The sequence below is a fragment of the Mycobacterium sp. P2_H7 genome (assembly GCF_056403275.1).
The window spans coordinates 161,956-177,856 of record NZ_JBFUFU010000010.1; the positions used below are offsets into that span (position 1 = coordinate 161,956).

Annotated in this window: 16 protein-coding genes; 9 read left to right on the top strand and 7 right to left on the bottom strand. The window is 69.3% G+C overall.

Annotation, left to right across the window (positions count from 1 at the left end):
• Positions 1–23: 23 nt before the first annotated feature.
• Both AC1DY7_RS16060 and AC1DY7_RS16065 read right to left on the bottom strand, forming a co-directional pair.
• Positions 24–821 (bottom strand): family 1 encapsulin nanocompartment shell protein, encoded by a 798-nt coding sequence (locus tag AC1DY7_RS16060; protein WP_477494695.1) that lies wholly within the window; start codon positions 819–821, stop codon positions 24–26.
• Positions 818–1,846, bottom strand: coding sequence for a Dyp-type peroxidase (locus AC1DY7_RS16065; RefSeq protein WP_477494696.1), 1,029 nt, complete (start codon positions 1,844–1,846; stop codon positions 818–820). The genes AC1DY7_RS16060 and AC1DY7_RS16065 overlap by 4 nt, the downstream gene beginning before the upstream one ends.
• 51 nt (positions 1,847–1,897) lie before the next feature.
• Between AC1DY7_RS16065 and AC1DY7_RS16070 the strand changes: the two genes are divergently transcribed.
• From AC1DY7_RS16070 to AC1DY7_RS16095, 6 genes are all read left to right on the top strand, one after another.
• On the top strand, positions 1,898–3,148 hold the full coding sequence (locus AC1DY7_RS16070; protein WP_477494697.1) for a M18 family aminopeptidase: 1,251 nt from the start codon (positions 1,898–1,900) through the stop codon (positions 3,146–3,148).
• Positions 3,149–3,164: 16 nt separating this feature from the next.
• Positions 3,165–3,515 carry a VOC family protein gene (locus tag AC1DY7_RS16075; protein WP_477494698.1) on the top strand — a complete coding sequence of 117 codons (351 nt, stop codon included), beginning with the start codon at positions 3,165–3,167 and terminating at the stop codon, positions 3,513–3,515.
• A gap of 123 nt (positions 3,516–3,638) precedes the next feature.
• Positions 3,639–4,481 (top strand): cation:proton antiporter domain-containing protein, encoded by an 843-nt coding sequence (locus AC1DY7_RS16080; RefSeq protein WP_477494699.1) that lies wholly within the window; start codon positions 3,639–3,641, stop codon positions 4,479–4,481.
• Positions 4,482–4,490: 9 nt separating this feature from the next.
• Positions 4,491–6,788 carry a phosphoribosylformylglycinamidine synthase subunit PurL gene (gene purL / locus AC1DY7_RS16085; RefSeq protein ID WP_477494700.1) on the top strand — a complete coding sequence of 766 codons (2,298 nt, stop codon included), beginning with the start codon at positions 4,491–4,493 and terminating at the stop codon, positions 6,786–6,788.
• On the top strand, positions 6,785–8,503 hold the full coding sequence (locus tag AC1DY7_RS16090) for an alpha/beta hydrolase (protein ID WP_477494701.1): 1,719 nt from the start codon (positions 6,785–6,787) through the stop codon (positions 8,501–8,503). Before purL ends, AC1DY7_RS16090 begins: the two co-directional genes overlap by 4 nt.
• The gene (locus tag AC1DY7_RS16095; protein WP_477494702.1) at positions 8,503–9,105 is read left to right on the top strand and encodes an Rv0804 family intramembrane glutamic endopeptidase; all 603 of its coding nucleotides are present in this window, start codon (positions 8,503–8,505) and stop codon (positions 9,103–9,105) included. The genes AC1DY7_RS16090 and AC1DY7_RS16095 overlap by 1 nt, the downstream gene beginning before the upstream one ends.
• On the opposite strand, the gene AC1DY7_RS16100 is transcribed toward AC1DY7_RS16095, so the two are convergent.
• Both AC1DY7_RS16100 and AC1DY7_RS16105 read right to left on the bottom strand, forming a co-directional pair.
• Positions 9,102–9,506 carry a PPOX class F420-dependent oxidoreductase gene (locus tag AC1DY7_RS16100; protein ID WP_477494703.1) on the bottom strand — a complete coding sequence of 135 codons (405 nt, stop codon included), beginning with the start codon at positions 9,504–9,506 and terminating at the stop codon, positions 9,102–9,104. The genes AC1DY7_RS16095 and AC1DY7_RS16100 overlap by 4 nt on opposite strands.
• Before the next feature lie 40 nt (positions 9,507–9,546).
• Positions 9,547–10,761: an MCE family protein gene (locus tag AC1DY7_RS16105; RefSeq protein WP_477494704.1), complete on the bottom strand. Its 1,215-nt coding sequence runs from the start codon at positions 10,759–10,761 to the stop codon at positions 9,547–9,549.
• A gap of 17 nt (positions 10,762–10,778) precedes the next feature.
• On the opposite strand from AC1DY7_RS16105, the gene AC1DY7_RS16110 reads away from it, so the two are divergent.
• Both AC1DY7_RS16110 and purF read left to right on the top strand, forming a co-directional pair.
• A complete protein-coding gene (locus AC1DY7_RS16110) occupies positions 10,779–11,162 on the top strand; it encodes a sterol carrier family protein (protein WP_477494705.1) in 384 nt (127 codons plus the stop codon).
• 89 nt (positions 11,163–11,251) lie between these two features.
• Positions 11,252–12,838, top strand: a complete 1,587-nt coding sequence (gene purF, locus AC1DY7_RS16115; RefSeq protein WP_477494706.1) for an amidophosphoribosyltransferase — start codon at positions 11,252–11,254, stop codon at positions 12,836–12,838.
• Here the strand turns inward: purF and AC1DY7_RS16120 are convergent.
• On the bottom strand, positions 12,835–13,260 hold the full coding sequence (locus AC1DY7_RS16120; protein ID WP_477494707.1) for a cupin domain-containing protein: 426 nt from the start codon (positions 13,258–13,260) through the stop codon (positions 12,835–12,837). The two genes, purF and AC1DY7_RS16120, sit on opposite strands and share 4 nt — an antisense overlap.
• A 107-nt stretch (positions 13,261–13,367) precedes the next feature.
• On the opposite strand from AC1DY7_RS16120, the gene purM reads away from it, so the two are divergent.
• Positions 13,368–14,444, top strand: coding sequence for a phosphoribosylformylglycinamidine cyclo-ligase (gene purM, locus AC1DY7_RS16125; RefSeq protein ID WP_477494708.1), 1,077 nt, complete (start codon positions 13,368–13,370; stop codon positions 14,442–14,444).
• 37 nt (positions 14,445–14,481) lie between these two features.
• Here purM and AC1DY7_RS16130 read toward each other — a convergent pair whose 3' ends face one another.
• Together AC1DY7_RS16130 and ygfZ are read right to left on the bottom strand one after the other, a co-directional pair.
• Positions 14,482–14,664, bottom strand: coding sequence for a DUF3073 domain-containing protein (locus AC1DY7_RS16130; protein ID WP_477494709.1), 183 nt, complete (start codon positions 14,662–14,664; stop codon positions 14,482–14,484).
• Positions 14,665–14,814: 150 nt separating this feature from the next.
• The gene (gene ygfZ / locus AC1DY7_RS16135; RefSeq protein WP_477494710.1) at positions 14,815–15,894 is read right to left on the bottom strand and encodes a CAF17-like 4Fe-4S cluster assembly/insertion protein YgfZ; all 1,080 of its coding nucleotides are present in this window, start codon (positions 15,892–15,894) and stop codon (positions 14,815–14,817) included.
• Between the last annotated feature and the right edge of the window lie 7 nt (positions 15,895–15,901).

The window sequence follows — 15,901 nt, forward strand, 5'->3', positions numbered from 1 at the left end:
ACGCTCGCGGAATGAGGGCGGGGTCAGGCGCTCAGTGCGACTGACGCCTCGGCGGTGTAGTTCAGGAACGTGAACGTCTCCTGCAGATAGAGCTGCACGGTCTCCGCGTCGTGGGAAAGGTAGCCGATGGACACATCGGTGCCCAGCTGCAGATCGAAATCGCCTCCGCGCGTGGACAATACGAACGCGCCGTCGATGGCCGGGGCCCAGATGATGTCCCCGTCGACCACCCGGTTGAGGTGCTCGCGCAGCGGGTAGCCGTGCTCGGTGGTCTCACTGACCTTCGTGTACGCGTCGGCCGACAGCAGCACCGAATACGGGCCGTCGACACCGGCGAGCCGCAGTTCGGAGAGCGCCTGGGCGATCACGTCGGGATAGTCGCGGGGATCCTCGGGCAGCGCCAGCCCCGGGTTGGAGCTCGACGCCCGGATGCCCTTGATGTTCGCGGCCGCGTAGCCCTCGAAGATCGCCCGGTCCTCCGCGAACGCCAGCTTCTTGGCAGCGTCCTTCACCGGATCCCAGTCCGAGTCCTGTGAACCGCGCTCCACATCGTCGATGGCCTCACGGGTGATCGTGAACGGCACCCGCAGCCGCACCAGCGGACGGCTGTCCCGCAGGTGCGCGAGCACACCGTCGCCGGGAGAGGCCACGTCGATCAGATGCCCGGTGGACACCGATGCGGTGGTGGCCCCGCTCGGCCCCGCGCAGTCCACGACCCGGCGGCCGGCGATGTGGCGCTTGAAGGTCCGCGTCGCCTCCTGCTCGATCTCGGCCCACGCCTCGTCGGTGACCGGGGCGAGTTCGCGGTAGAGGTTGTTCATTGGGGTTGTCCTTTCAGACTGCCGATCGACAGTGAGCCGGAGTACGTGGGGGCGGGGACGGCGACGACGACGGGAACCGCGTCCTCGTCGCCGGGCAACGGTGGGGGGTCGTCGAGGAAGTCGGCGGTCGGGGTGAAGAACAGGCAACCGGTGACGGCGGTGGAGAAGTCCAGGATCCGGTCGGTGTTGCCGGGCGGATCGCCGATGAACATGTTGCGCAGCATCCGCTCGGTGACGGCTGCGGCCCGCGAATACCCGATGTAGTAGGTCCCGGATTCGCCCTTGCCGATCTCGCCGAACGGCATGTTGTGGCGCAGGATCTTCAGCTCGTTGCCGTCCGCGTCCTCGATGACATTGAGGGCCACATGGGAGTTCGCCGGTTTGACGGCGTCGTCGAGTTCGATGTCATCGAGTTTGGTGCGGCCGATCGCGCGCTCCTGCTCCTCCACGGACAGCGCGTTCCAGGCCGACATGTCATGCAGGTAGCGCTGGACGTGGACGTAGCATCCGCCGGCGAAGTCCGGATCCTCGGCGCCGATCTGACTGGCGTGCACCGCGAGCGCGCCGCCCGGATTCTCGGTGCCGTCCACGAAGCCCAGCAGATCGCGGTTGTCGAAGAACTTGAAACCGTGCACCTCGTCGACGATGGTGATGGCGCCGGCCATCGCCTGCGCGATCTTTCCGGCCAACTCGAAGCACACGTCCAGCGACTCGGCCCGGATGTGCAACAACAGATCGCCCGGTGTCGACGGTGCGTGGTGGCGGGGTCCGTCCAGGGCGATGAACGGGTGCAGTTCGGCGGGCCGGGGTCCGGAGAACAGCCGGTCCCACGCGTCGGAGCCGATCGAGGTGACGGCGGACAGCTGCTTGGCCGGATCGCGAAACCCTATGGCGCGGACCAGACCCGAGATGTCGCCGAGGGCGTCGTGCACGGTCTGCTCGCCGCCGTCGTCGATGGTGGCGACCAGGAAGATGGCGGCCGGGGTCAGCGGCGCCAATACCGCCTGCGGAACAAGATCGGGCACATCGCAGACCCTAGCGCGGCCGACCGTCTCCTCACCGGTCAAGATGAAAAGATGCCAGCTAGCCCCCAGAGCCTGTGTGAGTTCATCGACGCGTCGCCGTCACCGTTCCATGTGTGTGCCACTGCCGCGCGCCAATTGGAGGCCGCCGGCTACACCGAGCTGTCCGAGGCCGACGCCTGGCCGGCCGCGGGAAAGTTCTTCACGGTGCGCGCGGGTTCGCTGGTGGCCTGGGATTCGACGCCAGGTGACGTGCCGTTCCGGATCGTCGGCGGCCACACGGACAGTCCGAACCTGCGCGTCAAACAGCATCCGGACCGGGTGGTCGCCGGCTGGCAGGTGGTGGCGCTGGCGCCCTACGGCGGCGCCTGGCTGAATTCGTGGCTGGACCGCGACCTCGGGATCAGCGGACAGCTGTCGGTCGCGGACGGCGCCGCGGTGGTGGAAAGGCTCGTCCGGATCGACGACCCGATCCTGCGGGTGCCGCAACTGGCCATCCACCTGTCCGACGACCGCAAGGGCGTCAGCCCCGACCCGCAGCGCCATGTGAACGCGGTCTGGGGGCTGGGGGAGCAGCGGTCCTTTCTCGAATTCGTCGCCGAACGCGCCGGGGTGCGCGCTTCCGACGTCCTGGGCTTCGAACTGATGACCCACGACCTGACCGCTTCGGCGATCACCGGCGCCGGCGGCGAGTTCGTCAGCGCACCGCGGCTGGACAACCAGGTCACCTGTTACGCCGGACTGCAGGCGCTGCTGGACACCGAACCCACCGGCCACATCCCGGTGCTCGCGCTGTTCGACCACGAAGAGGTCGGCTCGCAGTCCGATCACGGCGCCCAGTCCGAACTGCTGCCGACGGTGCTGGAGCGCGTCGTGCTGGCCGGCAACGGCACACGCGAGGATTTCCTGCGCCGGTGCAGCGCGTCGATGGTGGCCTCCGGGGACATGGCGCACGCCACCCACCCGAACTATCCGGAGCGCCACGAGCCCGGCCACCAGATCGCGGTCAACGCCGGTCCGGTGCTCAAGGTGCAGCCGAACCTGCGCTACGCCACCGACGGCCGGACCGCGGCGGCGTTCGCGCTGGCGTGCCGGCAGGCCGGGGTGCCGCTGCAGCGCTACGAGCACCGGGCCGACCTGCCCTGCGGGTCGACGATCGGGCCGATGACGGCCGCACGCACCGGGATCCCGACCGTCGACGTGGGCGCGGCGCAGCTGGCCATGCATTCGTCCCGCGAGGTGATGGGTGCCCTCGACGTCGCCGCCTATTCGGCTGCGCTTGCGGCGTTCCTGGCACCCGCGTAGTCGCTAGGCTCCCGGTATGGGCCTTGGCGTGGAGATGATCACCTTCGATTCCCACGATCCGGACCGCCTCGCGGCGTGGTGGGCGACGGCCACCGGGGGTGAGCTGAATGCCCTGATGCCAGGGGAATTCGTGTTCGTCGCCCTGGCAGGCGGGTTGCGGTTGGGCTTCCAGCGGGTCGACGATCCGACGCCGGGCAAGAACCGGGTGCACGTCGACTTCAGCGCAGCGGACCTGGAAGCCGAGGTGACCCGGCTGGTGTCACTGGGCGCCACCGAAACCGGCCGGCACGACTTCGGCGCGGAGTTCCGGTGGGTGGTGTTCGCGGACCCGGACGGCAACGCCTTCTGCGTGGCGGCGTCCTCCTGACAGGATCCGCCGGCATCGTGTGGTCTGTCGTCGGGATCACCGCCGCGCTGACACTGTGGGCGCTGTTCGCCCGGCTGCTGGACCGCTGGCGGATCACGCCGGCGATGGTCCTGGTCGTGATGGGTGCGGCGGTGGGAGTCGGAACCCATCACGCGATGGCGGCCGCGCTGGACACCGACGTCATCCTGCCGATCATCGACGGCCCGGGTCAGGAACCTGCTCAACATCGAAGAGGGCTACAGCGACGGCGTCGTCGCGCCCATCCTGGTGTTCGCCCTGGCGATCGCCGGCGGCGAACAGGCGGGCCCGGCCAGCCTGATGCACGCCGTGCGGGAGGCGGTCCCGCACCTGGTGAGCGCGGTGGTGCTGGGGCTGGCCATCGGCGCGGTGGTCGCCGTCGCCGCCAACGCGGTGGATCGCCGCGGGCTGATGACCGACCGATCCCGGCGGCTGATCCTGCTGTGCACGCCGGTGCTGGCCTACACGCTGAACGTGGCGTCGCACGGCAACGGTTTCGTCGCCGCGTTCGTCTGCGGCATCGCGTTCAACGGGCTGCGGCGCTACTCCGATCCGGCCCGTGAACTGGAGTTACTCGACGACGTGGCGTTCCTGCTGTCGGCCGTGTTGTGGTTCGTGTTCGGTGCGGTGGCCTGGTACGTGCTCGAAGAGGGCGTCTCGATCGGGCTGGTGGTGTTCTGCGTGCTGGTGGTCACCGTGGTCCGGTTCGTCCCGGTGGTGCTGTCGCTGACCCGCTCCGGGGTGGCCTCGCCGGAACGCCGGCTGCTGGCGGTTCTCGCGCCGCGCGGCGCGGCGACCATCGTGCTGGGACTACTCGCGTTCAACGTGCTCGACGGGGACGCCGAACGCGCCGTGCTGCTCTGCACCATCCTGGTGGTGCTCGGCAGTGTCGCGCTGTACGGACTGCTGGGACCGGTGCTGGTCGGCCGCTCGGCGAAGAACGAATAAACTGTCTCCGTGACGTCTGGTAACAGTCCCGAAGTAGACACCGTCGAGCGCGCAGCCACCACCCCCGAACACCCGCAGCCCTACCGTGAGCTCGGCCTCAAGGACGACGAGTATCAGCGCATCCGCGAGATCCTGGGCCGCCGCCCCACCGACGCGGAACTGGCGATGTACTCGGTGATGTGGAGCGAGCACTGCTCCTACAAGTCCTCCAAGGTGCACCTGCGCTACTTCGGTGAGACCACCACCGACGAGATGCGCGCCGGGATGCTGGCCGGCATCGGCGAGAACGCCGGCGTCGTCGACATCGGCGACGGCTGGGCCGTCACCTTCAAGGTCGAATCGCACAACCACCCGTCCTACGTGGAGCCCTATCAGGGTGCGGCCACCGGTGTCGGCGGCATCGTGCGCGACATCATGGCGATGGGCGCCCGCCCGGTGGCCGTGATGGACCAGCTGCGCTTCGGTGCGGCCGATGCCCCCGACACCCGACGGGTGCTCGACGGCGTGGTCCGCGGCGTCGGCGGCTACGGAAACTCCCTCGGCCTGCCCAACATCGGCGGCGAGACGGTGTTCGACGCCTCCTACGCCGGCAACCCGCTGGTGAATGCGCTGTGTGTGGGCGTGCTCCGCAAGGAGGATCTGCATCTGGCGTTCGCCTCAGGTACCGGCAACAAGATCATCCTGTTCGGCGCCCGCACCGGTCTGGACGGTATCGGCGGTGTGTCGGTGCTGGCCTCGGAGACCTTCGGCGGCGACGAGGGCTCCGGCCCCGGCCGCAAGAAGCTGCCCGCCGTCCAGGTCGGCGATCCGTTCATGGAGAAGGTGCTCATCGAGTGCTGCCTGGAGCTCTACGCGGCCGACCTGGTGGTCGGCATCCAGGACCTCGGCGGTGCCGGATTGTCCTGCGCCACATCGGAACTGGCATCCGCCGGCGATGGTGGCATGCGGGTCGAGCTGGAGGCGGTGCCGCAGCGAGCTGCGAACATGACCCCGGCCGAGATCCTGTCCAGCGAGTCGCAGGAACGCATGTGCGCCGTCGTCACTCCCGAGAACGTCGACAAATTCCTGGCGGTGTGCCGCAAATGGGAGGTGCTGGCCAGCGTCATCGGTGAGGTCACCGACGGGGACCGGCTCGAGATCACCTGGCACGGCGAGACCGTCGTCGACGTCCCGCCGCGCACCGTCGCCCACGAGGGCCCGGTATACCAGCGCCCGGTCGCCCGGCCCGACACCCAGGACGCGTTGATCGCCGACACGTCGGCGGGGCTGACCCGGCCCGGGACCGGTGACGAACTGCGCGCGACCCTGCTCGCGATGATCGGCAGCCCGCACCTGTGCAGCCGCGCCTTCATCACCGAGCAGTACGACCGCTACGTGCGCGGCAACACCGTGCTGGCCGAACACGCCGACGGCGGTGTGCTGCGCATCGACGAGGCGACGGGCCGCGGCGTCGCGGTGTCCACCGACGCCTCCGGTCGCTACACGCAGCTGGACCCCTACACCGGTGCGCAGCTCGCGCTGGCCGAGGCGTACCGCAACGTCGCCGTCACCGGTGCCACGCCTGTCGCCGTGACGAACTGCCTGAACTTCGGTTCCCCCGAGGACCCGGGCGTCATGTGGCAGTTCTCCCAGGCGGTCCGCGGGCTCGCCGACGGCTGTGCGGCCCTTGGTATTCCGGTCACCGGCGGCAACGTCAGCTTCTACAACCAGACCGGCGCCACCGCGATCCTGCCCACCCCGGTGGTCGGGGTGCTCGGCGTCATCGACGATGTGAAGCGCCGCATCCCCACCGGCCTGGGCGCCGAACCCGGCGAGACGCTGCTGCTGCTCGGGGACACCCACGACGAGTTCGACGGTTCCATCTGGGCGCAGGTCACCGCCGACCATCTCGGTGGGGTGCCGCCCAAGGTCGACCTGGCCCGGGAGAAGCTGCTCTCCGAGGTGCTCACCTCGGCGTCGCGCGACGGTCTGGTCTCGGCGGCACACGACCTGAGCGAGGGCGGCCTGATCCAGGCCGTCGTCGAGGCGTCGCTGGCCGGCGAAACCGGTTGCCGCATCATCCTTCCGGAAGGTGCCGATCCCTTCGTGGCGCTGTTCTCCGAGTCGGCGGGCCGGGTGCTCGTTGCGGTGCCGCGCACCGAGGAGAGCCGGTTCCGGGCCATGTGCGAGGCGCGCGGGCTGCCCGTGGAGCGCATCGGGGTGGCCGACGAGGGCAGCGATTCGGTGGACGTGCAGGGCCAGTTCAGTGTGACGCTCGACGAGTTGCGAAGGACCTCCGAGGGCGTGTTGCCCGGGTTGTTCGGGTGATCGAGCGGACCGGTACACACCACCCACTGTTGTTGTGGGCKTGGAGCCTGGTCCGCCTCGATTTCGTCGGCGTGGCCTTCGGCGCCCTGTTCTTCTGTCTGTCGCTGACCCCGTCGCTGCTGCCCAGGGACTGGTTGTTCGCCGGGCTGATCGGCGGTATCAACGCCGCGATCGGTTACGGCATCGGTGTCGGAGTGGGAAAATTGTTGCACCGCTTCGTCCTTCGGCGCCGCTCGTGGTGGCCGCCACCCCCGCGCGTGACCCGTGCACTCAAGGCCGCGATCGTCGCCGGCTCCGTCGGGTCGGCACTACTGGTGCTGATCCCGGCCGCGGCCTGGCAGCGCCAGGTGTCGGCGGCCATGGGTATCGCGGGCCCGGGCACCGCGGAGTATCTGCGGACGCTGCTGATCGCGCTGCTGGTCGGCGCCGCCTGCGTCGGAACCTGGCGGATCCTCATCGACGCCGTCAAACTCCTGGCCCGGGTGATGATCCGGCGTTGGCACCTGCACCACGAGGTGGCGTTCTTCATCGGCACCGCCGTCGTGGTGGTGTTGATCATCACGCTCGTCAACGGCGTGCTCTACCGCGGCTTCCTGCTGGGGGCCAGCAGTGTGTTCCAGCCGCAGAACTCCACCACCCGCGCAGGCGTCAGCCAGCCGCTGCAGCCGGAAAGGTCGGGCAGTCCGACGTCGTTCGCGCCCTGGGACACCCTGGGCTACCAGGGTCGCAACTTCGTCGCCGGCGGACCCGACGCCGCCGCGCTCACCCGCATCAACGGCACCCCCGCGATGGAACCCATCCGGGTGTACGCCGGGCTGCAGACCGCCGACACCGACGAAGGCCGGCTGGCGGTGCTGCTCAGCGAGCTGGAACGCACCGGCGCCTTCGAGCGCAAGCTGTTGGTGATCGTCCCGACCACGGGCACCGGGTGGGTCAATCCTGTTGCGGCGCGGGCCATCGAGCTGATGTACAACGGGGACACCGCCCTGGTCGGTATGCAGTATTCGTATCTGCCGAGCTGGATCTCGTTCCTGGGTGACCGGCAGAAGTCGGTCGAGACCGGCCGGCTGATGATCGACGCCGTGCACGACCGCTGGTCGAAACTGCCGCCGGCGCACCGGCCGAAGCTGGCCTTGTACGGCGAGAGTCTGGGGTCACTGGGCGGTCAGGGCGCGTTCGGCTGGTTGCCCGACATCGCGGCGATGGACTTCTCGTCGGTGCTGTGGGTGGGGCCGCCGAACGAGAGTGCGCTGTGGAGCGGACTCGTGCAACGCCGGGACCCGGGCACGCCCGAGGTCGAACCGCGCTACGACAACGGGCGCACGGTGCGGTTCTCCCAGGCCCAGAATGCGGACGACATCGCCGGGGTGGCGGCGGCGCCATGGGAGGGCACCCGGGTGTTGTTCCTGCAGCACGCCTCCGACCCGATCGTCTGGTGGTCGCCGAAACTACTGTTCTCCAGGCCGGATTGGCTGACCGAGTCGCCGGGTGCCGACCGCACGGCGTCCATGCGCTGGTATCCCATCGTGACGTTCTGGCAGGTGGGCGCCGACATGACGAACGCGTCCGGGGTACCGGGCGGGCACGGGCACAACTACGGCGACTCGGTGCTCGACGGCTGGGTGGCCGTCGCCGCGCCGAAGGGCTGGACGCCCGCGGACACCGAGCGGGTCCGTGGCGCGCTGCACCATGACACCGGATCCGACCAATACTGATGTCCGGCACCATGTTCCGGGTCGTTGCGCTGGCCGCCGCGTTGGCAGTGGGCAAATCCGTGCTGACCCGCCCGGCGGTGCTCGCGGCGGCGGGCACGGCGTTGGTCGGCGTCAGCGGTGCGGACGTCGGCTTGCGTGGCTCCGCTGCGCGCTCGGGTGTGCGCCTGGGTCTGGCGGTGGCCGCCCCGATCGCGGTGGGTATCGCCGCGTCGGCGGCGCTGCCCGCGGTGCGGGCCGGGATGGCCGCGCGCGAGTTGCCCGGCGATCCGGCCCGCTGGTTGTTGCTGCGTATCCCACTGGCCACCGTGTGGGCCGAAGAGGCGGCGTTTCGTGGTGGCCTGGGCGCCGTCGCCGCGGCGGCCTTCGGTGTCCGGACGGGCCGCCTGGTTCAGGCAATTGCGTTCGGGCTCAGCCACATCGGCGATGCCAAACGAACCGGGGAGCCGGTGTGGGTCACCGTCGCGGCTACCGGTGCCGCCGGCTGGGCGTTCGACTGGCTGTACCGCCGGTCGGGCAGTCTGGTGGCGCCGATGCTGGCGCACCTGGCCATCAACGAGGCCGGTGCGGTGGCCGCGCTCCTGGTGCAACGCCGACAGAGCTAGGCGTCGCGGATGTCAGGCACCAGGTCGTGCGGTTCGGTGTTCTGATCGTCGATGCCGAAGCTGATGATCCGGCGCGGCGTGACCCGGATGATGGCTGCGTCGCCGTCGTCCCCGGATGTCGTGGCCTGCTCGGCGGTGCCGCGGATCTCCAGGCAGCGCACCCGCCACGGATCGCGGGAGACGATGTCGTCGACGACGAAGGCGACCTTGTCATTGCTCGCGAGGTTGCGGAACTTGCGGCTGGCCGACATCCGGTAGCCGGCGATGTCGATGGTGCCGAGTTCGTCGTTGTAGGTGAAGCCGACGGGGCTGTTCTGCGGGGTGCCGTCCGGTGCGATGGTCGCCAGCCGACCCAGATCTGCGTCGGTGAGGAAGGCGATTTCGTGCGGTTTGAAGGTCATGGCCCCACGGTAGGAGCTCAATGATGGTTGAGGTCAACCCTCACGGATTGATGGTGGGCTCGCCCACCTGACGGCCCCACACGTAGTCGGTGAACATCGGTGAGCCCAGCTCGAAATGGTTGTAGGGCGCGATGTTCAGCCCGGTGTCCATCACCAGATACGGTGCGGGCCAGAGGTCTTTGGTGACCTTCTGCCAACAGCCGGGCTTGCCCTCCGGTCCGCCGTGCGCGTTCACCCTCGGCAGATTGTCCGGATAGACGTACGGGTTGGGCAGCCCCAAGCCGAAGATTGTGCCTGCCGAGTCCAGGGAGTAGCCGTTGTCGCCGCCGAACGTCGACGCCATCAGCGGGGCGACATCGTAGTAATTGCGGATGGTGCACAGCAGTTGCGGACTGTAGTAGTCGAACACCTTCGATGTCGGGATCAGGTCCTGCGCGCCGCGCGCCAGATAGGGTCCGCCCCGCTCCAGGATGTCGCCGGCTTCGGCACCGAAGCCGACGGCGGCCAGCAGCGCCTGGTCGATGGCGCCGCGCTGCTCGTTGAGCGTGGTGGCGGTGCGTACCGCCGCGGCCAGCCCGTCGAACAGGTCGGGGCCGGCGTCGGCGTAGCGGTCGGCCAGGGTCGCGAGGGACCGGGTGTCCTGCCCGAATTGATCGGTGCGGGCGATGAAGTCGTCGAGGATCGCGTTCCCGTCATCCAGGGACCGCCCGAATCTGGCGCCCATCCCGTCAAGGGCGTCGGCGGCCGCGGTCAGCGTGAGGTTGAGTTTGACCGGGTCGACGCGTTCGGCGATGGCCATCACCGTCTCGAACAGCGAGTTGAACTCGGTGCTGACCCAGGTCGCGATGATCTCACCGTTGGCCGAAATATGTTCCGGCGATGGGGTTTCCGGCGATCGCAGCGCAATGTACTTGTTGCCGAAGACGGTGGTGGCGTTGATGTCGGCGGTGACGTTGGCCGGGATCAGCGGCAGGTAACGCGGCTCGATCTGCACCGCCAGCCGGGCATGAGGTGTCCCGTCGACGTCGGTGGGGGAGATGGTGTGCACCCGGCCGATCTCCACACCGTTGAAGGTCACCTTCGAGCCGGGGTCCACCCCGAGGCCGGCCCGCGGGGACAACACCGTCAGGTCGACCCGGTACCGGAACTCGCCGCGGAACTGCAGATAGATGACGGCCGCCAGGCCGGTCAGCAGCACCAGCGCGACCGCGCCGAACGCCCGGATCTGCGGCGGGGCGGAGCGGTCGGCAGCCACATTGCGACACTAATGGGATGGTGGCGCGGCGAACGGCAGATCCGGAACAGACGCGGGCAGCGGTGCTCGCGGTCGCCGACTGGCTGCGCGACGACAGCCTGCCCGCCCCGGAACGGTCCGCTCTGGCCGCCGCCGTCCGCCTCACCGCACGCACCCTCGCCGCGCTGGCGCCCGGCGCCAGCGTCGAGGTCCGGGTGCCGCCGTTGGTGGCCGTGCAATGCATCGCCGGTCCCCGGCACACCCGCGGCACCCCGCCGAATGTGGTCGAGGCGGACCCGCGCACCTGGCTGCTGCTCGCCACCGGTCTGCTCGACGTCGACACGGCACCCGGCATCACGATGTCGGGGTCCCGGGCCGGCGAGATCGCCGGCTGGCTGCCGTTGGTGCGGCTGGACGGCTGACCAGGCCGCGCGCGTGGCGGGCGGGAATGTCGGCCAACGGCAGTGGTGTTGACGTTCACACGGAGGCAATCCGCCGTTCGATTCCGCCAATGGCGGGGGTTGCCCGTAAACTGGGTTACGTCACCCACAGCCCCCAGGGAGCAGCCATCGTGACCTTCGAGCCTGACGAAACAGACCCGAAAGAAGAGTGTGGCGTCTTCGGCGTCTGGGCTCCCGGCGAGGATGTGGCCAAGCTCACGTACTACGGCCTCTATGCGCTGCAACACCGTGGCCAGGAGGCGGCGGGTATCGCCGTCGCCGACGGTTCGCAGGTGTTGGTGTTCAAGGATCTCGGCCTGGTGAGCCAGGTGTTCGACGAGCAGACCCTGGCCGCAATGCCCGGCCACGTCGCCGTCGGGCACTGCCGCTACTCCACCACCGGATCCACGACGTGGGAGAACGCCCAGCCGGTGTTCCGTAACACCGCGGCGGGCACCGGGGTTGCGTTGGGCCACAACGGCAATCTGGTGAACACCGCCGAGCTGGCCCGCCAGGCGCGTGAAGCCGGCCTGATCGAGACCCGCGGCGCCCCCGCCGCCACCACCGACTCCGACATCCTGGGCGCGCTGCTCGCCCACGGTGCCGCCGACGCCACGCTGGAACAGGCCGCGCTGGACCTGCTGCCGACGGTGCGCGGGGCGTTCTGCCTGACCTTCATGGACGAGAACACGCTGTACGCGGCGCGCGACCCGCACGGGGTGCGCCCGCTGTCGCTGGGCCGGCTGGATCGCGGCTGGGTGGTCGCCTCGGAGACCGCCGCCCTGGACATCGTCGGCGCCTCGTTCGTCCGCGACATCGAGCCCGGCGAACTGCTGGCCATCGACGCCGACGGGGTGCGTTCGACGCGGTTCGCCAACCCGACGCCCAAGGGCTGCGTCTTCGAATACGTCTACCTGGCGCGTCCGGACAGCGTCATCGGTGGCCGGTCCGTTCATGCCACCCGCGTCGAGATCGGCCGCAGGCTGGCCGCGGAGAACCCCGTCGAGGGTGACCTGGTGATCGGCGTGCCCGAGTCGGGCATTCCGGCGGCCGTCGGCTACGCGCAGGGTTCGGGCATCGCCTACGGGCAGGGCCTGATGAAGAACGCCTACGTGGGGCGCACCTTCATCCAGCCGTCGCAGACCATCCGCCAGCTCGGCATCCGGCTCAAGCTGAACCCGCTCAAAGAGGTCATCCGCGGCAAGCGGTTGATCGTCGTCGACGACTCGATCGTGCGAGGCAACACCCAGCGTGCCCTGATCCGGATGCTGCGGGAGGCCGGCGCACTGGAGGTGCACGTCCGGATCGCCTCACCGCCGGTGCGGTGGCCGTGCTTCTACGGCATCGACTTCGCCACCCCGGCCGAGCTGATCGCCAACGGCTCCAGCGGTAACGAGGACGAGATGCTCGAGGACGTGCGCCGGGCCATCGGTGCCGACTCACTCGGCTACATCAGCCAGCAGGGCATGATCGCCGCCACCGAGCAGCCGTCGTCGCGGCTGTGCTCGGCGTGCTTCGACGGCAATTACCCGATCGAACTGCCCGGAGAGAGCGCCCTGGGCAAGAACGTCATCGAGCACATGTTGGCCAACGCGGCGCGCAGCGGGCTCCCGCTGCAGCCGGCCAATGACAACGCGTCCGCGCTGCGACGTCCCTAGAACCCACACCCCGGTTCGGGTGCATCGGTCGCCGGCGGCGCACCCGCCGGATCGATGTAGAGCACCCACATCACCAACGGGTCCGGACCCAGGTTGCGGCCGATGTGCACCTGGCCGCTCTCCTCGGTGATCGGGGCGCCGGGCGGATACACCCCGTCGACCGAGCAATCCGCCCGGAAATGCGTCAACGTGCCCGACCTGATGAGCCCGTAGACCTGGCCCTGATGCCAGTGCCAACCGGTGCCACCGCCTGGTGCGATGGTGAGCTCCTTGGTGATGTAGTCGTGCCCGTCCCGCGTGGCCTGCGCCAGGATCTCGGCCTGCACACCGACGCCGGGGGTCGCGGAGGCGCCCGCGGGCAGCACCACCGCGACGGGCATGACGGTCGCGGCAGCCAGCGCCGACCAGCGAAATCGGTTCATGAGCGCCCAGAGTGTCATACGCCACATCAATGCGTGCGGAGTCGGCGGAAGGCCCGGCGCTTACCAGCGGTGTCGGGGCGGGACCGCGACCGGTAGCCTTTAGCCTGATGAGTCAGGGTCGCGCCGAACAACACGGCATCTCTTATGCAACGGCCGGAGTGGACATCGAGGCGGGGGATCGCGCCGTCGAGCTGTTCAAACCGCTGGCCAAAAAGGCCACCCGCCCGGAGGTCCGCGGCGGTCTGGGTGGTTTCGCCGGACTGTTCGCCTTGCGGGGCGGGTACCGGGAACCACTGCTGGCCTCGTCGACCGACGGTGTCGGCACCAAGCTGGCCATCGCGCAGGCGATGGACAAGCACGACACGGTCGGGCTCGACCTGGTGGCGATGGTCGTCGACGACCTGGTCGTCTGCGGCGCCGAACCGCTGTTCCTACAGGACTACATCGCCGTCGGACGGACGGTCCCCGAGCGGGTCAGCGCCATCGTGTCCGGTATCGCCGACGGCTGTGTGCTGGCCGGCTGCGCGCTGCTGGGTGGGGAGACCGCCGAGCACCCCGGCCTGATGGAGCCCGACCACTACGACATCTCGGCGACCGGTGTCGGCGTAGTGGAAGCCGACGACCTGCTGGGACCGGAACTGGTCCGGCCTGGCGACGTGATCATCGCGATGGCCTCGACGGGCCTGCACTCCAACGGTTACTCGCTGGCGCGCAAGGTGCTGCTGGAGATCGACCGGATGGATCTGGCCGGCCACGTCGAGGAGTTCGGCCGCACGCTCGGCGAGGAACTGCTCGAGCCCACCTACATCTACGCCAAGGACTGCCTGGCGCTCGCGTCGGAGACGCAGGTCCGGACGTTCTGCCACGTCACCGGCGGTGGGTTGGCGGGCAACCTCGAACGGGTAATCCCCAACGGGTTGGCCGCCGAGCTCGACCGCGGCACGTGGACGCCCGCGCCGGTCTTCGGCATGATCGCCCAGCGCGGCCGCGTCGAGCGCGTCGAGATGGAGAAGACGTTCAACATGGGTGTCGGCATGGTCGCCATCGTCGCGCCGGAGGACACCGACCGTGCACTGGCGATTCTCACCGCACGTCACCTGAACTGCTGGACGCTGGGCACCGTCACCAAGGGTGCCAAGGGTGAAGCCCGAGCACACCTCGTCGGTCAGCATCCGCGGTTCTGACAGAAGTCAGAACCGCGGGGCTACACCTGCGCGTGAGTCAGCGACGCCAGTCGTCATCGTCGGCGTGTTGATCGGCAAAGCCGTCACCGCCACCGAAGTCATTTTCAGACTCGGCATGTGACAGCTCTCGCTGCAACCTGTCGAAGTCGGTTTGTGGCGAGCTGTACTTCAGGTCGCGTGCGACCTTCGTCTGCTTCGCCTTCGCCCGGCCGCGGCCCATGGGGGACCCCCTCGCGCAATAACGGAGCGGCCCAACGTGCAGGCGGCTCCGATCTGTGTGTCTTTATTGTCCTGCCATCACTTTACCGTGCCCGACGGCGCTGCGCTGGTAGGCCCTACCTGTCACGGGTCGAGCCCGCCCAGTAGAGGGTCAACGATCGCCGCTGCGCAGACGTTCCACGGCCAGCCGTCCGGCGCCGACGTGCTGGTCGGCCGCGATCGAGTCCGGGTCGATCACCGCGGCCACGGTGACTTCGCCGCCCGTGCTCAGCGCCGTGTCGGCCGGGATGCCGCGCTTGACCAGCGCCAACCCGATGGGCCCGTCGTCGATGTGATCGACCACGGTGCCCAACCGCCCGACGGGACGGCCGCCCGCGGTGAGCGGGTCGCCGGTCGAGGGTCGGTCACCGGAGCCATCCAGCTGCACGAGAACCAGCGTCCGCGGCGGTTTGCCCAGGTTGTGGACGCGCGCGACGGTCTCCTGACCGCGGTAGCAGCCCTTGTCCAGGTGCACCGCTCCCTCGCCGGGGCCGCCGATCCAGCCGACCTCATGCGGGATGGTCCGTTCATCGGTGTCCACACCCAGTCGCGGGTGCAGCGCGGCGACGCGGTGCGCCTCGTAGGCCCAGATGCCGGCCGGCCGGACCCCGGCCGAGGTGAGCGTCCGTTGCCACTCGCCGGCGGTCTCACGGGGCACCAGGAGGTCGTATTCGCCCGGGTAGGTGCCCCGCAGGAAGCCCCCGCCGGTCAAGGCCACCGCCGTCCAGGGGGCGGGCAGGGTGTCGACGCCCAGCGCGGCCAGGACCTCGGGTGCGTTCAGCGCAGGCCCGAGGAGTGAGAGCACGGTCAGTTCGGCCGGCTCGACCACCACGTCGGCCCAGAACACCATCTTGCGGAGAAAGGCGAGCAGGGGTTCGCCCCGCCATGGCTCGGTGTCCAGCACAGTGACGCCGTCGAGCTGGGTCTGCAGCCAGTGATCTTCCACACGACCCTGCCCGTCGAGGCTGAGATTCTGCACGACGGTGCCGTCGGTCAGGTCGCTGACGTGCTGGCTGGAGACGGTGTGCAGCCAGGAACGTCGCTCCCCGCCGGTGAGTGTGAGCACTGCGCGGTGCGACCGGTCGACAACCACGGCTGCGTCGGCGGCGGCGCGCTGCTCGCCGAACGGATCGCCGTAATGCCACACGGCACCGGCATCGGGATCGCCATCAGGGGCGGGAACTGCGGACATGCCCCCA

Excerpts from the sequence above, each read along its gene's own strand:
- AC1DY7_RS16095 (WP_477494702.1), top strand. The coding sequence starts at position 8,503 with ATGTCCGGCACCATGTTCCGGGTCGTTGCGCTGGCCGCCGCGTTGGCA.
- AC1DY7_RS16120 (WP_477494707.1), bottom strand. The coding sequence starts at position 13,260 with ATGAACCGATTTCGCTGGTCGGCGCTGGCTGCCGCGACCGTCATGCCC.
- AC1DY7_RS16110 (WP_477494705.1), top strand. The coding sequence starts at position 10,779 with ATGGTGGCGCGGCGAACGGCAGATCCGGAACAGACGCGGGCAGCGGTG.
- AC1DY7_RS16130 (WP_477494709.1), bottom strand. The coding sequence starts at position 14,664 with ATGGGCCGCGGCCGGGCGAAGGCGAAGCAGACGAAGGTCGCACGCGAC.
- AC1DY7_RS16070 (WP_477494697.1), top strand. The coding sequence starts at position 1,898 with ATGCCAGCTAGCCCCCAGAGCCTGTGTGAGTTCATCGACGCGTCGCCG.
- ygfZ (WP_477494710.1), bottom strand. The coding sequence starts at position 15,894 with ATGTCCGCAGTTCCCGCCCCTGATGGCGATCCCGATGCCGGTGCCGTG.
- AC1DY7_RS16060 (WP_477494695.1), bottom strand. The coding sequence starts at position 821 with ATGAACAACCTCTACCGCGAACTCGCCCCGGTCACCGACGAGGCGTGG.
- purM (WP_477494708.1), top strand. The coding sequence starts at position 13,368 with ATGAGTCAGGGTCGCGCCGAACAACACGGCATCTCTTATGCAACGGCC.
- AC1DY7_RS16075 (WP_477494698.1), top strand. The coding sequence starts at position 3,165 with ATGGGCCTTGGCGTGGAGATGATCACCTTCGATTCCCACGATCCGGAC.
- AC1DY7_RS16100 (WP_477494703.1), bottom strand. The coding sequence starts at position 9,506 with ATGACCTTCAAACCGCACGAAATCGCCTTCCTCACCGACGCAGATCTG.
- purF (WP_477494706.1), top strand. The coding sequence starts at position 11,252 with ATGGCGGGGGTTGCCCGTAAACTGGGTTACGTCACCCACAGCCCCCAG.